This window comes from Magnetospirillum sp. XM-1, from assembly GCF_001511835.1.
Lineage (GTDB): Bacteria > Pseudomonadota > Alphaproteobacteria > Rhodospirillales > Magnetospirillaceae > Phaeospirillum.
The window spans coordinates 3,815,294-3,831,494 of sequence record NZ_LN997848.1; the positions used below are offsets into that span (position 1 = coordinate 3,815,294).

The 16,201-nt window shown below is 64.8% G+C and carries 16 protein-coding genes; 6 read left to right on the forward strand and 10 right to left on the reverse strand.

The features are described from left to right. Positions 1–23 precede the first annotated feature (23 nt). Entirely contained in the window at positions 24–413 is a 390-nt protein-coding gene (locus XM1_RS17515; protein ID WP_156428777.1) for a hypothetical protein, read from the reverse strand. Between the two features lie 261 nt (positions 414–674). Continuing rightward, positions 675–1,154 carry a response regulator gene (locus tag XM1_RS23575; RefSeq protein WP_158497756.1) on the reverse strand — a complete coding sequence of 160 codons (480 nt, stop codon included), beginning with the start codon at positions 1,152–1,154 and terminating at the stop codon, positions 675–677. A 374-nt stretch (positions 1,155–1,528) separates the two neighbouring features. Here XM1_RS23575 and XM1_RS24240 point away from each other — a divergent pair, with 374 nt between their 5' ends. Both XM1_RS24240 and XM1_RS17520 read left to right on the forward strand, forming a co-directional pair. After that, complete coding sequence (locus XM1_RS24240; protein ID WP_156428778.1) at positions 1,529–2,077, forward strand: helix-turn-helix domain-containing protein; 549 nt, start codon at positions 1,529–1,531, stop codon at positions 2,075–2,077. Positions 2,078–2,166: 89 nt separating this feature from the next. After that, complete coding sequence (locus tag XM1_RS17520) at positions 2,167–3,438, forward strand: site-specific integrase (protein ID WP_068435750.1); 1,272 nt, start codon at positions 2,167–2,169, stop codon at positions 3,436–3,438. Between the two features lie 514 nt (positions 3,439–3,952). Here XM1_RS17520 and XM1_RS17525 read toward each other — a convergent pair. From XM1_RS17525 to bcrB, 3 genes are all read right to left on the reverse strand, one after another. Beyond that, positions 3,953–5,575, reverse strand: coding sequence for an ABC-F family ATP-binding cassette domain-containing protein (locus tag XM1_RS17525; protein WP_068435752.1), 1,623 nt, complete (start codon positions 5,573–5,575; stop codon positions 3,953–3,955). Between the two features lie 219 nt (positions 5,576–5,794). Then, positions 5,795–6,157 carry a RidA family protein gene (locus tag XM1_RS17530; protein ID WP_231920570.1) on the reverse strand — a complete coding sequence of 121 codons (363 nt, stop codon included), beginning with the start codon at positions 6,155–6,157 and terminating at the stop codon, positions 5,795–5,797. Between the two features lie 70 nt (positions 6,158–6,227). Then, entirely contained in the window at positions 6,228–7,529 is a 1,302-nt protein-coding gene (gene bcrB, locus XM1_RS17535) for a benzoyl-CoA reductase subunit B (protein ID WP_068435756.1), read from the reverse strand. 220 nt (positions 7,530–7,749) lie between these two features. On the opposite strand from bcrB, the gene XM1_RS17540 reads away from it, so the two are divergent. The 4 genes from XM1_RS17540 to XM1_RS17555 all read left to right on the forward strand — a co-directional run bounded on the left by XM1_RS17540 (position 7,750) and on the right by XM1_RS17555 (position 11,048). Then, positions 7,750–8,256, forward strand: a complete 507-nt coding sequence (locus XM1_RS17540) for a MarR family winged helix-turn-helix transcriptional regulator (RefSeq protein WP_068435758.1) — start codon at positions 7,750–7,752, stop codon at positions 8,254–8,256. A gap of 168 nt (positions 8,257–8,424) precedes the next feature. Continuing rightward, positions 8,425–9,609: an NnrS family protein gene (locus tag XM1_RS17545; RefSeq protein ID WP_172821938.1), complete on the forward strand. Its 1,185-nt coding sequence runs from the start codon at positions 8,425–8,427 to the stop codon at positions 9,607–9,609. Next, positions 9,606–10,571, forward strand: coding sequence for a molybdopterin-binding protein (locus XM1_RS17550; protein ID WP_068435762.1), 966 nt, complete (start codon positions 9,606–9,608; stop codon positions 10,569–10,571). The genes XM1_RS17545 and XM1_RS17550 overlap by 4 nt, the downstream gene beginning before the upstream one ends. Positions 10,572–10,670: 99 nt before the next feature. Beyond that, positions 10,671–11,048 carry a hemerythrin domain-containing protein gene (locus XM1_RS17555; RefSeq protein WP_068435764.1) on the forward strand — a complete coding sequence of 126 codons (378 nt, stop codon included), beginning with the start codon at positions 10,671–10,673 and terminating at the stop codon, positions 11,046–11,048. 57 nt (positions 11,049–11,105) lie between these two features. Here the strand turns inward: XM1_RS17555 and XM1_RS17560 are convergent, their stop codons facing one another. From XM1_RS17560 to hisS, 5 genes are all read right to left on the reverse strand, one after another. Next, a complete protein-coding gene (locus XM1_RS17560) occupies positions 11,106–11,570 on the reverse strand; it encodes a DUF4167 domain-containing protein (protein WP_068435766.1) in 465 nt (154 codons plus the stop codon). 209 nt (positions 11,571–11,779) lie between these two features. Next, complete coding sequence (gene prmC / locus XM1_RS17565; RefSeq protein ID WP_068435768.1) at positions 11,780–12,631, reverse strand: peptide chain release factor N(5)-glutamine methyltransferase; 852 nt, start codon at positions 12,629–12,631, stop codon at positions 11,780–11,782. Continuing rightward, the gene (gene prfA, locus XM1_RS17570; RefSeq protein ID WP_068435769.1) at positions 12,631–13,695 is read right to left on the reverse strand and encodes a peptide chain release factor 1; all 1,065 of its coding nucleotides are present in this window, start codon (positions 13,693–13,695) and stop codon (positions 12,631–12,633) included. Before prfA ends, prmC begins: the two co-directional genes overlap by 1 nt. 6 nt (positions 13,696–13,701) lie before the next feature. Beyond that, complete coding sequence (gene hemA, locus XM1_RS17575; RefSeq protein ID WP_068435771.1) at positions 13,702–14,949, reverse strand: glutamyl-tRNA reductase; 1,248 nt, start codon at positions 14,947–14,949, stop codon at positions 13,702–13,704. A gap of 13 nt (positions 14,950–14,962) precedes the next feature. Continuing rightward, positions 14,963–16,201: a histidine--tRNA ligase gene (gene hisS / locus XM1_RS17580; protein WP_068435773.1), complete on the reverse strand. Its 1,239-nt coding sequence runs from the start codon at positions 16,199–16,201 to the stop codon at positions 14,963–14,965.

A 16,201-nucleotide genomic window follows, 5' to 3' on the forward strand; every position in this document is an offset into this window, starting at 1 on the left:
ACGCCCCACAAAAACGACGACGGTCAGCCAAAGCCGGAGAATCTCTTGCAGATACCCTCAAGGGCTGGCACAGCCGCGGTCAACTTACGCCGCCCACATTCGGTCATCCGGGCGAAGATTTCCGCGATCCCAGCGGTGGCGATTCCTGCTACCAATTCTTGATTCGATAGCGAGCAGAGATCGGTAGGCGCGCGGCCATCGGCCCGCGATGAAGCCTTCGCCGATGGGGCTCGCTCTTCAAATAGGTGGAGCTGACTTTGCAACATGGAGGTGATGATGCCAATTTTCTGCAAAAGAGAGAAGGCGTGAAGTTCGCCGACCAAAACTGTTGGCAACAATAAAAAGTGGAGCGCCATCTCCTTTCTCGACATCAAGAATGAAGATGGATGCCGAATGGGCGAGAGGCTGGTCATGCTCAATGCTGACTCGGTCTAAAGTGAGGATCAAGGCTTATCTGCCGGAACCATAACCAGCTGTTGCGTGAAGTACGGGCAGTCATTGGACTTACGAACCTTCCACTTCCCGTTGGCAACGGGACATATGGGCCGCTTGTACATGGCGCACCGCTTCGTTTTCCCACAAGTCCAAGGAAGCGGCCCTTTGACGTAGAATGCCACCGTGACAGCGATAGACGATATGACGAATAAACCCAGGATCATTCACAAGTGGCCCTATTACGGCTTAGGTTCATCAGAATCCTGTTTAGCCGCGTCACGGAACTCCTTCAGGTCATCCGATGATGGCTTTGTCCTACTCACAAGCCCACAAAGGTATTTGGCCAAATCTCTTGGAGTATGAGGTTTGGGAATGACCCCGGTGGCACCAGCTTTTAATGCTCCATCTAAAATTGCTTTTTCGTGAGATCCAGTGAAAACAACCAAGGGGACTTTGGAGAGATGCGTCTTTCCGGTCGCTCTGATTGCCCCAATCACCGCCAAACCGTCAATAGGCTCCATACCCAAGTCACACAAGATTAAATCAGGGGTGAGATCTCCAAAGGCAATTTGCAGCCCCTCAATCCCATCTGCTGCCTCCCAAATTCTTGCCGCCCCCATTGCGGCTAGAAGCTTTTTAAGCAGCGTCCGGGTGGTTACGTCATCATCAATGACTAGTATGCAGACGTTGTTGGAATCGAACTTGGCGAGATTATCCAAAGCTTTCCCCATGAGCCGACCCAAGCCGCTCAACATATATTGTCATAAACATTGGTTATCTCAAGAGCATCGAGGCCTTCATGGCGAAGACGCTTTACGCCTTGAACCCCGTACTGGTACGACATTCTTCTTCATGCTTCAGGATGGTTCCGCTGCGGCCTGATCATCGCCGCTGCGTATGGCTCTTCATGGCACATCTCAGCCATCCATGGCACTCATCCCAATGGCCGCTTTCGAGCGCTGCGCTCAGGCGGTTGGATGATGCACTTGGGCGCAAAGCGGTTGGAGCCGTGTGTGCGACGCCGGCTTGGAGGTAAAGGTAGTTCCACCCATCCGGACAAGGGCTGTGCAGAAAATAACATGCCATCAACTTGATGAACTGGCCCAACACAATTCAAATCGCCATACTGATGGGATTGAAACAGCGCGTGAATTTCATCATGACAACCCACAACATTTTTTCTCAACTCTCACTCGGGCCAACATTTTCAAACCATCGGATCGCGGTGCAATTCACCGAAAACCCTGCCGCAAGCTTTGGTACCGTTACGGCCATTGGGGCCGTGGCCCAGATTCCCCGCAGCCGCAACTGCGCAACTTCGCCGTCACCCACATATATGACCGTCCGCGACGCTGCCGAGGAAATCCAGGTCCAGCGCAAGACCGTTTATGAATGGATCAAGTCAGGCGTCGTGCGGGCAGGAATCTTGCCGGGCGGGACCGAATACCGTATCCATCGTGGCGACTGGGCCAACTTCCTGGATAGCTTGTTCACCCAGGGTGTCCGGCCATCAGTTCGGCCGCCATTGAAGCCTCCTTGCCCCACCATCGAGGAAGATCATGGCTCCTCCCCTCGCCCACGGCTCAAGCCGGATTTCTTCACCCTGGGGGTTGATGGCCGCAGGGGCGGAAATGGCCTTTAGCGAATTTCAGGACAAACTCTGTCCTGAAATCTGACCTGGAATCTGATTCATGCTACAATGGCGCCTTCACATCATGATGGAGGTCCGCCATGGGACGAGCATCGAAGCCACCGCGGCTCGTACTAAGGGGAGCCAGCTGGTACATCGTCGACGAAGGCCAGAAGATCGCCTGCGGCACCCGCGACGAAGGCGAGGCTCGGCGCGCCCTGGCGCAATACGAAGCCGGCAAGGCAACAGCAAACCATCGCGCAAAGGCTGGCGTTCCATCGGCGAACGCAGATGTGCTGATCAAACACATCCTTGAGGGATATGAGATCAGCCGCCTTAATGAATTGAAGAAGAAGAAAAATCGCGCGGTTTATGGCGAGACCAGGATCGCCCTGCTGAAGCACGGGATTGACGAAGCCGAAGCGCATACACAGGCCGACTTCGCCTCCAAGCGAGCGGAAGCCGACGTCACCACTATCGGCAATGATCGCTTCGTCATGAAGCATTTGAAGGAATATTTTGGCCCATTACGGCCCGGGCACATCAGCCAATCGGTGGTCGAGGAATACGCCATCCGCCGCCGGGATGCTGGCATCTCCCGAAGATCCACCGGCCAAATTATCCGCAGGATCGCTGACGCAACCATTGAAAAGGAATTGGTGATTCTGCGCGCAGCCTTACGCTGGGCCGAAAAGGATGACCGCTGCCGTTGGCTGGGAGGTGTTGAGGCTCCCGCCTTCACCATGCCGGTCTCCGGTGCCCGGGCCCGGATCCGGTGGTTGACCAAGACCGAAGCAGCCAAGCTGATCGCCAGTTGCCACCTGCCACATATCCGCTTGTTTTTCCGTATTGCCCTGGCGACTGGTGCCAGGAAGGAAGCAATCGAACAACTGCGCTGGGGCCAAATCGACTTCGACCGCAATCTGGTCGATTTCGGCCAAGTCGAGACCGACAACAACAAGAAGCGCCCACTGATCCAGATGACACCTGAATTGCGGCGCGAATTGTGGAACGCAAAGCAGGTTGCCTGCTCGGATTATGTCATCGAATTCCGTGGGCGGCAGGCTGGCAACGTGAAGAAGTCCGTGCGCTCCGCCATCGAGAAGGCTGGCTTGAAGAGCTTCGATCCGAACGAGGATGTTGTTGGCCACATCATGAAACACACCTTCGTCTCTTGGATGCTTCAGAGCGGAAAAAGCTACGAGGAGATCGCCCTGATCATGAACACCTCATCGGCGACATTGCGCAGGACATATGGTCACGTCGACCTGAACGCCGCCGCGGATGTGGCTGACGCCGTAGCCCTCGATGAACACCTTCAGCGGATCGACTGGCAGCCCGCCTCGGCGCTGCTGACCGAGGCGGCAGCCTAAAGGGCCAATCAGGACAACTCCCGCAGATTCCCCACGGCTGTCCCAGAATCCTTGAATACCCGAGCAATCGAATCAGGACAATTGTCCCGAAACCAGGTAAACACACGGCTATAAACGGCACTCTGCGGTCATTGCAAAAAAACGTAAGGGATTGAAGTTACAATCTATCGCCGCCTTCACACGGGTGGGGTCGTAGGTTCAATCCCTACATCGCCCACCATCTCTTCTCCTTGTTTCGCTTAAGGATCACCGATCCGTATTCCGCCTCGCCGGAGCCGGAATCGGGACTTTTAAGCCCCCGCCCGCGTGCGCGACCTTTGTAAAGCGCCAGATCTCCCTTGTCCGTCATGCGCGGGCCTGCCCCGCGCATCCACATGGATCCGCCTATCTCATTGATTCAGGCAGCTTCCTTGCGGAGCCGCATGGATGGCCGGGTCAAGCCCGGCCATGACGATGAAAATTATCGAGATTTCGCAAGGGTCCCGCACACGGGCGAGGGGGGAGGAGAAACCCCTCAGCTGCGCAGCCCCGGCGCCTCGTGTCCCGAGCTCTCCACGTATTCGGTGTAGCCGCCGGCGTACTGGTGGATGCCTTCGGGCGTCAGTTCCAGCACCCGGTTGGACAGCGCCGCCAGGAAATGGCGGTCGTGGGAGACGAACAGCATGGTGCCCTCATAGGCGGCCAGAGCCTTGATCAGCATCTGCTTGGTGTCGAGGTCGAGGTGGTTGGTGGGCTCGTCCAGCACCAGGAAGTTGGGCGGGTTGAACAGCATGATGGCCATGACGAGACGGGCCTTCTCGCCGCCCGACAGCACCCGGCACTTCTTTTCCACGTCATCGCCGGAAAAGCCGAAGCAGCCGGCCAGGGCCCTGAGCGACCCCTGGTTGGCCTGGGGAAAGGCGCCTTCCAGGGATTCGAACACCGTGGCATCGCCGTCGAGCAGTTCCATGGCGTGCTGGGAGAAATAGCCCATCCTGACGCTGGCCCCCACCGTCACGGTCCCGCTGTCGGGGTCGGCGGCGCCGGCCACCAGCTTCAAGAGCGTCGACTTGCCCGCCCCATTGACCCCCATGACGCACCAGCGCTCCTTGCGGCGGATGGTGAGATCGAGGCCCTGGTAGATGGTCCGGCTGCCATAGCCCTTGTGGACGTTCTTCAGAACCGCCACGTCCTCGCCCGAACGGGGCGCCGGCGGGAAGTCGAAGACTACCGTCTGGCGACGTCGGGGCGGCTCGAAACGCTCGATCTTGTCCAGCTTCTTCACCCGGCTTTGCACCTGGGCGGCGTGGGAGGCGCGGGCCTTGAAGCGCTCGATGAACTTCAGCTCCTTGGCCAGCATGGCCTGCTGGCGTTCGAACTGGGCCTGCTGCTGCTTCTCGTTCAGCGCCCGCTGGCGCTCGTAGAAGGCGTAGTCGCCAGCATAGGTGTTGAGCGAGCCGCCGTCGATCTCGATGATCTTGGTGACGATGCGGTTCAGGAACTCGCGGTCGTGGGACGTCATCAGCAGCGCCCCGTCATAGCCCTTCAGGAAGTCCTCGAGCCAGATCAGGCTTTCGATGTCCAGATGGTTGCTGGGCTCGTCCAGCAGCATGGCGTCGGGCCGCATCAGCAGGATGCGCCCCAGCGCCACCCGCATCTTCCAACCGCCCGACAGCTTGCCCACGTCGCCGTCCATCATCTCCTGGCTGAAGGAAAGCCCCGCCAGCACCTCGCGCGCCCTTCCCTCAAGCTCGTAGCCGCCCAGTTCCTCGAAGCGGGCCTGCACCTCGCCATAGCGCTCGACGATGGCATCCATCTCGTCGGCGCGGTCGGGGTCGCACATGGCCGCTTCCAGCTCGGCCAGCTCGGCCGCCACGCTGCTGACCGGCCCGGCGCCGTCCATCACCTCGGCGACGGCGCTGCGCCCCGACATCTCGCCCACGTCCTGGTCGAAATAGCCGATGGTGACCAGTTTCTCGACCGAGACCTGGCCGGCATCGGGAAGCTCGTCTCCGGTGATCATCCGGAACAGCGTGGTCTTGCCCGCGCCGTTGGGGCCGACCAGGCCGACCTTTTCGCCCCGATTGAGCGCCGCCGAGGAATCGAGGAAGAGGATGCGGTGGCTGTTCTGCTTGCTGATGTTCTCGAGGCGGATCATGGGCTTACCTGAAAAATGGAGAAGGGCCCCGGAACTTTCGTCCCAGGGCCCCCGGCTTTGTTTGCGAGGGCATGGATCGTCTGGATTTCATGCCGGGCGACGGTGGCGCAGGAAAGTATCAGCTTTGCCCTGAAATGCCATCCCCATGGCGTCAGGACCGGGTTGCGCCTCTGGCAATGGCCGCGAAATACGCGCCGGCAACGGGCGGGAAAGGCGGCGTCACGCTCCCGTGGCGCCGTCCTCCCGGTCGGGAATGACCGCAGTGGCCTCGATTTCCACCAGGGCGTCCTGGACCATCAGGGCGACCACCTGGACCGCCGTCATGGCCGGATAATGCTTGCCCATCACCGAGCGGTAGACCCGGCCCAGCCCCTCGCGGTCGGCAAGATAGGCCGACTTGCTGGTGACGAACCAGGTCATGCGGATGATGTGCTCGGGCTTTCCCCCCGCCTCGGCCAGCACGGTGCGGATATTCTCCAGCGCTTGGGCGGCCTGGGCGACGAAATCCGGCCCGGCCAGCCGACGGTCGGGGGTCCACCCCACCTGCCCGGCGACGGCCACCACCGTGCCCTTGGCGGCCACGCCGTCGGCATAGCCGCGCGGTTTCGGCAGTGGCCGGGAGCAAGGATCCGCAACATGGTTCAGCCCTCCCCTATTGCGCTGCCGCCAGCGGCACCGAACCGCCGCCGCGGCGCTTCTGCTCGATCATCTGGAAGTAGCTTTCCAGGCGGTTCTTGACGTTGGCCGCCGAGAAGTAGCGCGGGTCCACCAGATCCGTCTCGACGAAGGCGCCGGGCTTGCCGGTGCGCTTCTCCACTTCCTTCATGATCATCAACTGGCCGGCGGCGAAGCTGTTGCAGCTCTTGATGGAGTTGATCAGCAGGCCGTCGGCCTCGTAATCCTGCACATACTTGGACAGCATGTCGATGCGCTCGGGCAGGTTGCGGTTGGTGTAGCAGCCCAGGCAGTAATCGGCCAGACTCTCCAGCGGATGGTCGGGATCGTGGCGGAAGCCGTCGTAATCGTAGACGCCGCCCACCTTGGTGTAGGAGCTGGCCACCGCCACCGCGCCCTCGTCGTAGAGCATCTTCCAGAATTCGCGGAAATGGGTCCAGTTGGGCGGGCCTTCGGTGACCAGTCGATAGCGCTCGGGCCCCATCTCGCCCTCGGGCGTGATCGGCCCCTTGCCCTGGCGGATGCGGTCCTCGATCTCGGCCCGCAGGATCTGGTAGAACTCCACCGCGTCCTGGGTGCCGCGAAAGGCGGTGAAGATGGGACCGACGTAATAGACCGCGCCGAAATAGGCGTCGATGGGCGACGGCTTGTTCTTGGCGCTCTGCAGCACCCAGACCAGATCCTCCTCGGCCTTGGCCGACAGCTTCAGGCATTCGCGCAGGCGGTCGATGTCGAACTTGACCCCCGACACCTGCTCCATGGTGGGAATGACCACCTCTTTCAGCTGCTTGACGATGTAGTCGCGCATGTTCCTGGTCGAATGCCCGTCGCCCTCGTAAGGGACGTGCAGCATGGCGGTCGGGCACTTGTACTCCTCGCGCAGCAGCTCGAACCACTTCATGAAGGTGTAGCAGCCGGTATAGCTGAGCAGCAGCATGTCCGGCGCCGGGAAGGGCTGACCGTTGGGGGCCAGGTTGCCGCGCCCCATCATGCCGATATCGGCCTTCACATAGGTGCAGACGTCCTCGGAATGACCGTTCTTCTCGGCGTCCATGATGTAGGCGCCCGACAGCTTGCGCATGCCGCCCTGGATGGCGTTGATCTCCGGCAGGTTGTTCAGCATGCCGAACGACATGATCAGCTCGTTGAGATTGCCGGGCACGAAGGTGGAAACCACCTTGCGGCCGTGGTCCTGGGTACTGGTCAGCAGGTCATAGTTGCGGGCGATCATCGCCTTCTGCTTGACCATGGACATTTCCTTGATGACATCGGCGCTCATGGTTTGGGCTCCACACCGTGACGGGATCGGCAGGGGCGCTGGCGCCCCACGAAATGGTTTATACATAAAACATCTTGCCGGAGCAACCGCCATGCCTCCCCTTCCGCCATACGGCCTAGATGACGGAAATCAGCGGCACCACCAAGGGAGTAAATTTTACCCTTGATTGGGCGACCGCATATCTTTATGCCTAAATCACCATCAGGGGGATCTCGCACCCATGGATGAGACCGCGATCAACGACACCGTCGCCGCCGACGACCAGCTCCTGCCCTTGCGGGTCTGGCTGGCCCTGTTCGGCTCGGTCAAGCAGATCGAGGCGGTGGTGCGCACCAACCTGCGGGAATCCTTCGGCTCGACCCTGCCGCGCTTCGACCTCTTGTCCCAGCTCTACCGCTCGCCGGGCGGGCTGACCATGGGCGAGATCTCGGCCCGACTGATGGTGACCAACGGCAACGTCACCGGCCTGATCGCCCGGCTGGTGGACGAAGGGCTGGTGGACCGCCTTCAGGACGCCGACGACCGCCGCGTCCAGTGGGTCCGCCTGACGCCCAAGGGCGACAGGCTGTTTTCCAGCATGGCGCCGGCCAACCAGACCTGGGTCAGCGAAGCCATGTCGGCCATGACAGATGCCGAATTGCGCCAGTTGCAGGCCCTGCTGGGCAAGCTGAAGGCCTCGGTGGCGGGGACGGAGACTTCTCCCGGCGCTGCCCGCGCGGAGCCTTAGAACCTCCCTCATTCCTCTTTATGCCTAAAGCAGCCACCCGCCCCCCGACCGCCCACAGGGGATATGCCAACGGGCTGAATTTCACGATCACCGTTGAATTGGCAATAATTTACTCATAAAGTTTTTATCGGCGCTCGACCGCGCCACGACGGAATGGAGCGTCAGCCGATGTCCGCGCAGCCTCGTCCAGGGGTCTTGCAGCCCTCCTCGCCACTGTGGTGCGGCGGCTTTCGGCCGTTCTATCTGGCCGGGTGCCTGTACGGCCTGCTCGCCGTGGGGCTGTGGGCGGCCGGGCATTTCGGCGACGGCGCGGCGACGGCCTATGGCCGCCCGCTGTGGCACGCCCACGAGATGATCTTCGGCTTCGTCGCCGCCCTGTGCGGCGGCTTCATCCTGACCGCCCTGCCCAGCTGGGCGGGAACCGCCACAATCCGGGGCCGCCCGCTGATGCTGCTGGTGGGGGTCTGGGGCCTGGGCCGCGCCGCCATGCTGGCCGCACCCGCCATTCCGCCCCTGGCGGCCGCCCTGCTCGACCTGGCCTTCGCACCGCTGCTGCTGGCGGTGGCCGGCTCCCAGGTCTGGGGAGTCTCCAACCGCCTTTACCGCCTGCTGGTTCCCATCCTGGTCCTGCTGACGCTCGGCAACCTCGCCTACCATCTCGGCGTGCTGCGGGGCGATGCCGGACTGGCCCATGGCGGCATCCGCGCCGCCTATTACGCCCTGATGCTGCTGTTCAGCTTCGTCGGCGGATTGCTGACCCCCATCTTCACCGAATCGCGCCTGCGTGAAAGCGAGCCGGCCGCCGCCATCGGCTTTCGCCGTCCGCTGGAGGTGCTGGCCCCGGCCGGATTGCTGCTCACCGCCCTGACCGAGCTGGCCGGCCTGGGCGGAGCGGCCGTCGCCGCGGCGGCGCTGGCCACCGCCCTCGTCCATGCGCTGCGCATGGCGACGTGGCGAAGCGCCGCTGTCCTCGGCTCTCCCCTGCTGGCCGCCATGCATGCCGGCTACGCCTGCCTGATCGTCTCGCTGCTCTTGCAGGCGGCGGAACAGGGCGCAAGCATCCCCGCCTCGGCCTCGATCCACGCCTTCACCCTGGGCGCCATGGGACTGACCAAGATCAGCCTGATGACCCGGGTGGCGCTGAAGCATACCGGGCGTTCGTTGCACCTGCCCGCCGCCGCCATCGCCGCCTTCGTCGCCATGGGAGTGGCCGCCCTGCTCAGGACCATCGCCGTCGACGGCGCCCTGCTGGCCATGGCGGCTCTGTCATGGGCCGCCGCCATCGCCCTTTATCTCGCGCTCTACGGCCGCTTCCTGCTGGCGCCCAGCCTGCCCAAAGGGGCCGTGCGGTGATCTTCGGGGCGGTTCCCCTCGAGCGGGCCGAAGGACTGATCCTGGCCCACACCATGCTGGTGGACGGCCACAAGCTGATCAAGGGGCGCCGGCTGGGCGCCGACGACCTGGACGCCCTGCGGGCGGCGGGCCTGTCGGAAGTGACCGGCTGCATGGTCGGGCCGGGCGACCTGGACGAGAACGAGGCCGCCAGGGAGGTTGCCCAGGCCCTGGCCGGCGAAGGGGTAAAGCTCAGCCCCGCCTCCACCGGGCGCTGCAACCTGTTCTCCCGCCATCACGGCGTTCTGGCGATCGACGCCGAGCGTATCGGTCGCCTCAACCGGGTGGACGAGGCGGTGACGACGGCCACCGCCCAGCCTTGGTCGGTGGTGGAGCCCGGCCAGCGCGTCGCCACGGTGAAGATCATTCCCTTCGCGGTGGAGGCCGGGATTGTCCACGCCGCAATCGCCGCCGCCGGCACGACACCCATCCGGATCCACCCGTTCCGCCCCCGCCCGGTCGGCCTGGTGCTGACCGCCGTGCCCACCACCTCGCAAGCCGATCTGGACGGAGCCGCGGCCGTCGCCCGCCAGCGGGTCGAAGGACTGGGCGGCCGGCTGGGGCGGGAGGTGCGCTGCCCCCACAATCCCGAGGCGCTGGAGCAGGCCATTCCCCAGGCCCTGGAGGGCGGCTGCGAGCTCTTGCTGATTTCCGGCGCCCTGGTGACCACCGACCGCCGCGACATGGTGCCCGACGCCATCGTCCGGGCCGGCGGCGCCATCATCCATTTCGGCATGCCGGCCGAGCCGGGCAACATGCTGCTGCTGGCCCGGATCGGCGAGGTTCCGGTGCTGGTCCTGCCCAGTTGCGCCCGCTCCCAGGCCCTCAACGGCCTGGACCTCATCCTGCGCCGCATCATGGCCGACATCCCGGTCAGCCCCCGCAGCGTCATGGAGATGGGCGTGGGCGGGCTGCTGGATTAGCGCGTTCCCATTCCAAGCCCCATCAAATGCCGGGACCATCTGGAATTCCAGGCGGCCGATCCCCAGATTGGAACCAGTGCAAGAAGGGGAGACGCCGTCATGCCCAATTGGGATCACGATGATTGCGACCCGGTCATCGAGGCCGAACATACCCGCCTGTACCGCATGATGAACCGGTTGGAGCCGGTCATCATCGAAGGACGGAGCGAGGCCAAGGTGGCGCGCGCCATCCACATGCTGCAAGAGCGCATGGCCGACCATTTCCAGATGGAAGAGGAATTGTTCATCACCGCCGACTGGGCGTCGCGCCAGGTGATGATCCGCGATCACCGCGATTTGTTGAGCATGCTGGCCGCCCTGGCGGACATTCCACCCCATGACGGCGAGGCGCGGCGCAGGCTGTTCACCGATTTCCTGGAAGCGCTGACACGCCACGACAACAACGTGGACGCGCCGCTCTTTTCACGCAAACACTGAAAGCCGGTCCATTCCGGGACAAGGCCGCCGAAGGCCCCTTGTCCCGGCAAGATCCGTTCAGCCCTCGGCGGGCTCGACCGGCATGACCACGTCGGGCTGCTCGCCCTCGCCCGGCACCGGAGCCTGGGCCTGCTGGCGAGCCTGGCTCTCCCCGCCGCCGTCTTCCTCACCCTCGGCGCCCATGGACTGATCCTCGGCGGGGGTCGGCATCTGCTGGCGGGGACGGCCGTTGTTCTGGTTCTGGGCGTTGATCACCCGGAAATAGTGCTCGGCGTGCTGGTAGTAATTCTCGGCGGCGACCCGGTCACCCTGGGACGAGGCGTCGCGGGCCAAAGACAGGTACTTCTCCAGCACCTGATGGGCGTTGCCACGAATCCGGCCCTCGGGACCGTTGCTGTCGAACACCTGATTACGGTTGGGAATTCCACCGCCACCGCCGCCGCCGCCACCACCGCCGCCGCCGTGCTTCTTGCCACCGCCCCCATTGGGTCCCCGTCCACGGGAACGCTGCTTGGGATTCAAAGAAGACCTGCCTTCATGGTTCACGAGTGCTCTCCGTTAGAGGCTTCCCCGCCGGCATCTCTGCACGGCCTGTCCGCGTCCGAAATCGGGGCGGCGATGGGGGAGTTCACGGCGCTGAACCAGGGCGGAGCGAAAGGCTCGACGAGACCCACGGTTCGAAATGGCGCGCGTGGGCCAACACTAGTCGCCGCCGGCCCTTATTCCAACAATTATTTTATGCGCCGCACCATGACGCAGCGCTCGACGCCGCCCAGGTCGCACCGGGCGACGGCGCCGGGCAGCCCGGCCGCCGCCAGCAGGGCGGACACATCGGCGGCCTGGCCCTCTCCCACCTCCAGGGCGGCGATTCCGCCCGGCGCCAGCAGACGGGCGATGTCGGGGATCAGGCGGCGATAGCAGTCGAGGCCATCGGGGCCGCCGGCCAGGGCCGAACGCGGCTCGTAGCGCGCCACCTCGGGCTGCAGGCCGTCGATGTCGCCGTCGGGAATATAGGGGGGATTGGAGGCGATGACGTCGAACGCACCCTCCACTCCCCGCCCCCAGTCGCCCAGGCGGAACTCGGCGCGCCCCTCCAGCCCCAGGGCGCGGGCGTTGCGCTCCGCCACCGCCAAAGCGGCTTGGCTGGCGTCGATCCCTAAGCCCGTGGCGTGGCCCAGCTCCGACAGCAAGGTGAGCAGGATGCAGCCCGAACCGGTGCCGAAATCCAGCAGAAGCCGGGGCCGCCCCTTGTCGTCCAGGGCGCCCAGCACCGCCTCGATCAGGGTTTCGGTGTCGGGGCGCGGATCCAGGGTATCGGCCGTCACCTCGAATTCCAGCGTCCAGAACCCCCGGCGGCCCAGGATATGGGACATGGGCTCGCGGGCCAGCCGGCGCTCCAGCATGGCGGCGAGACGGGCGCTTTCCCCACCGTTCAGCTCGGCATGGTGGGAAGCGGGCAGACGGCGCATCTCGACGCCCAGCACCTCGGCCACCATCAGGCGGGCGTCGTAATGGGCGGTGTCGATGCCCACCGCCGCCAGCCGCCGGGCGGCGGCGTCGATGGTCTGGCCGGCGGTGGCCATCATTCCATCTCGGCCAGACGTTCGGCCTGATCGGCGGCGACCAGGGCTTCGACCAACTCGTCCAGGGCGTCGCCGCTCATCACCGCGTCGATCTTGTAGAGCGTCATGTTGATGCGGTGGTCGGTGACCCGGCCCTGCGGGAAGTTGTAGGTGCGGATGCGTTCCGAGCGGTCGCCCGAGCCCACCTGGCTCTTGCGGGCAGCGGCGCGCTCGGCGTCCTTGGCCGAGCGCTCGCGCTCGTAGAGCCGGGCACGCAGCAGCTTCAAGGCCGTGGCCTTGTTCTTGTGCTGGCTCTTTTCCTGCTGGCAGGCCACGGCCAGGCCGGTGGGGATGTGGGTGACGCGCACCGCCGAATCGGTGGTGTTGACCGACTGCCCGCCCGAGCCTTGGCTGCGGTAGACGTCGAAGCGCAGGTCGGAATCGTTGAGCTGGATGTCCACCTCCTCGGCTTCCGGCATGATGGCCACGGTGGCGGCCGAGGTGTGGATGCGGCCCTGGGATTCGGTGGCGGGCACCCGCTGCACCCGATGGACGCCGGATTCGAACTTGAGCCGCGCGAAGACGTTGCGCCCGGTGATGGTGGCCGAAGCCTCCTTGACGCCGCCGATGCCGGTGTCGTTGACGTCCATCACCTCGAAGCGCCAGCCGTGGATCGAGGCATAGCGCTCGTACATGCGGAACAGTTCGGCGGCGAACAGGGCGGCCTCCTCGCCGCCGGTGCCGGCGCGGACCTCGATGATGGCGTTCTTCTCGTCCGCCTCGTCCTTGGGCAGCAGCATGATCTGCACTTCGCGCTCCAGCGCGGGCAGCCGCTCCTTCAGCCCGTAGAACTCCTCCTCGGCCAGATCCTTCATGTCCGGGTCGTTCATCATCTCGGCGGCCTGGACCATGTCCTCGCGCGCCTTGCGGAAGGCCTGGATGGCGGCCACCACCGGGTCCAGCTCGGACAATTCCTTGGACAGGCGCTGGATGGTCTGGGAATCCAGCCCCTCGCCCGAGGACAATTGCGCCCGGACCTCGTCGTGGCGATACAGCACCTTGTCGAATTGCGGTTCGAGATTCATGGGATCCTACTCATCCAGGCGGAACAGAATCCGCAGCGTCTTTTCCATGGCGCGCCACTCGGCCCCTTCGGACGCGATGTCCTTCATGGCCTCGGATGGCGCGTGAGCCAAGCGGTTGACCAGCAGCCTCGTGGCCTCGGCGGCGTCATTGCCCGCCTCGGCCAGGACCTGTTCACGGACTTCGTCGAAGCGGGCGCGAAGGGCGACGATGGCCGGCACGGCGGCCCGCGCCGCACGGCCCCGCAAGAAGGCCTGAGCCTCGGCCTCGACGATGTCGCGGGCCGCCCGCGCCGCAGCCTCGCGGGTGGCGCGGCCTTCCAGCGCCACCTTCTCCAGGTCGGCCAGATCGTAGAGGAAGGCGCCGTCCACCCGGTTCACCGCCGGTTCGATGTCGCCGGGAATGCCGGCATCCACCAGGAAGACCGGCTTCCTGCGGCGCTTTTTCAGGGCGTTGGTCACCATCTCGGCGGTCACCGAGACGGTGCGCGCGCCGACGCAGGTCAGCACCACGTCGAAGGAAGCCAGGGATTCCCGCAACTCCTCGAAGGCCAGCACATGGCCTTCCAGGGATTTGGCCACCGCCTCGGCGCGGGCGGCGCGGGGCGCGGTGACCGAGATGTCCTTCGCCCCGGCGGCCAGCAGGCTTTCCGCCACCAGTTCGCCCATCTCGCCGGTCCCCACCAGCAGGACGCGCAAGCCCCCCAGGTCGCCGTGCAGGTCGCGGGCGGTCTGAACGGCGGCGGCGGCGATGCTGACGGGGCCCTCGCCGATGGAGGTCTCGCTGCGCACCCGTTTGGCCACGGCGAAGGCGGCCTGGAGGAAATGGTCCAGCTCGCCGCCGCAGCATCCGGCGTCGCGGGCCAGACGGTGGGCGGCCTTGACCTGACCGGTGACATGGGGCTCGCCGATCACCAGGGAATCCAGCGAGGCGGTGACGGTGAAGCCGTGGCGCACGGCGTCGCCGCCCGACAGGGTGTAGAGATGGGAGGAAAGCACCGCGGGCTGCAATTCGGCCCGGACGGCCAGGGCCTCGCCCACCAGCCGGGCGGCGTGGGCGGGGTCCATGTCCTCGGCCCAGATCTCGACGCGGTCGCAGGTGGCCAGCACCAGGGCCTCGGCCAGCCCGGCCCGCTTCAGGCCTTCGAGAAAGGCCGGAGCGGCGGCGTCGTCGACGAACAGCGCATCGCGCAGGGACAACGACGCCGACCGATGGTTGGCGCCGACGACGACCAGACGATGCGCGGACCCACTCACCCCCGAAGCCCCGCTACGACTTGCGGCCGAGGTAATCCTCCAGCTGCGCCAGCGGCACCTCGTCCTGGGTGGAAGCGTCCAGGTCGCGGATGGTGACGGCGGCCCTGGCCGCCTCCTCCTCGCCCAAGATGACGGCGAAGCGGGCGTTGACCTTGCTGGCCCGGGCCATGCGCTTCTTCATGTTGCCGGAAAAGCCCATCTCGACGCTGCGGCCCGTGCGGCGCAAACGCTCGGCCACCACCAGGGCGGCCATGGAATCGCCCATGGGAATGACGCTGATGGGGCGGACCTCGTCGGCCACCTCGCCCACCAGCATGGACAGGCGCTCGACGCCGGCCGCCCAGCCGATACCGGGAGTGCGCGCTCCCCCCATGGTGGCGATCAGTTCGTCATAGCGGCCGCCGGCCAGCACGGTCCCCTGCGAGCCCAGCTCGGTGGTGGTGAACTCGAACGCCGTGTGGCAGTAGTAGTCCAGGCCGCGCACCAGCTTGGGATTGATGATGAACGGGATGCCCAGCGCGTGCAGCCCGTCGGTCACCTGGGTGAAGAACTCGCGGGCGGCCGGCGACAGCGAATCGGTCATCAGGGGCGCGTTCTCGACGATGCGGCGGTCGCCCTCGTCCTTGGAATCGAGGATGCGCAGCGGGTTGCGGTCGAGCCGGTTACGGCTGTCCTCGGACAGCGAGGCGCGGAACCCGGACAGATAGGCCACCAGGGTGTTGCGGTAGGCCTCGCGGCTTTCCGCGTCGCCCAGCGTGTTGATCTCGAGCCGCACCTTCGACGCCAGGCCCAGTTCGGACAGCACCCGCCAGGCCAGGGCGATGACCTCGATGTCGGCGAGCGGCGATTCGATGCCCAGCAGCTCGACCCCCACCTGATGGAACTGGCGCAGACGCCCCTTCTGGGGACGCTCGTGACGGAACATGGGGCCGCGGTAGAACAGCTTGAGCGGCAGCGACTGCGCCAGCCCGCCCGAGATGAAGGCGCGCGCCACGCCGGCGGTGCCCTCGGGACGCAGCGTGATGGACTCGCCCGAGCGGTCGGAGAAGGTGTACATCTCCTTGGTCACCACGTCCGAGGTCTCGCCCAAGGTGCGGGCGAACACGTCGGTGAACTCGAAGATGGGGGTCATGATCTCGCCGAAGCCGTAACGCCGGGCGGCGGAAAAGGCGATCTCCTCCACCTTGCGGTGACGGCGGGACTCGTCGGGCAGCAGGTCGTGGGTGCCGCGAACCGGTTGCAGGCTGGACAA

What these genes read in the sequence shown, in the direction of transcription:
- XM1_RS17515 (WP_156428777.1), bottom strand. Translation starts at nt 413, where the DNA reads ATGACCAGCCTCTCGCCCATTCGGCATCCATCTTCATTCTTGATGTCG.
- XM1_RS24240 (WP_156428778.1), top strand. Translation starts at nt 1,529, where the DNA reads ATGAACTGGCCCAACACAATTCAAATCGCCATACTGATGGGATTGAAA.
- XM1_RS17520 (WP_068435750.1), top strand. Translation starts at nt 2,167, where the DNA reads ATGGGACGAGCATCGAAGCCACCGCGGCTCGTACTAAGGGGAGCCAGC.
- XM1_RS17525 (WP_068435752.1), bottom strand. Translation starts at nt 5,575, where the DNA reads ATGATCCGCCTCGAGAACATCAGCAAGCAGAACAGCCACCGCATCCTC.
- bcrB (WP_068435756.1), bottom strand. Translation starts at nt 7,529, where the DNA reads ATGAGCGCCGATGTCATCAAGGAAATGTCCATGGTCAAGCAGAAGGCG.
- XM1_RS17540 (WP_068435758.1), top strand. Translation starts at nt 7,750, where the DNA reads ATGGATGAGACCGCGATCAACGACACCGTCGCCGCCGACGACCAGCTC.
- XM1_RS17545 (WP_172821938.1), top strand. Translation starts at nt 8,425, where the DNA reads ATGTCCGCGCAGCCTCGTCCAGGGGTCTTGCAGCCCTCCTCGCCACTG.
- XM1_RS17555 (WP_068435764.1), top strand. Translation starts at nt 10,671, where the DNA reads ATGCCCAATTGGGATCACGATGATTGCGACCCGGTCATCGAGGCCGAA.
- prmC (WP_068435768.1), bottom strand. Translation starts at nt 12,631, where the DNA reads ATGGCCACCGCCGGCCAGACCATCGACGCCGCCGCCCGGCGGCTGGCG.
- prfA (WP_068435769.1), bottom strand. Translation starts at nt 13,695, where the DNA reads ATGAATCTCGAACCGCAATTCGACAAGGTGCTGTATCGCCACGACGAG.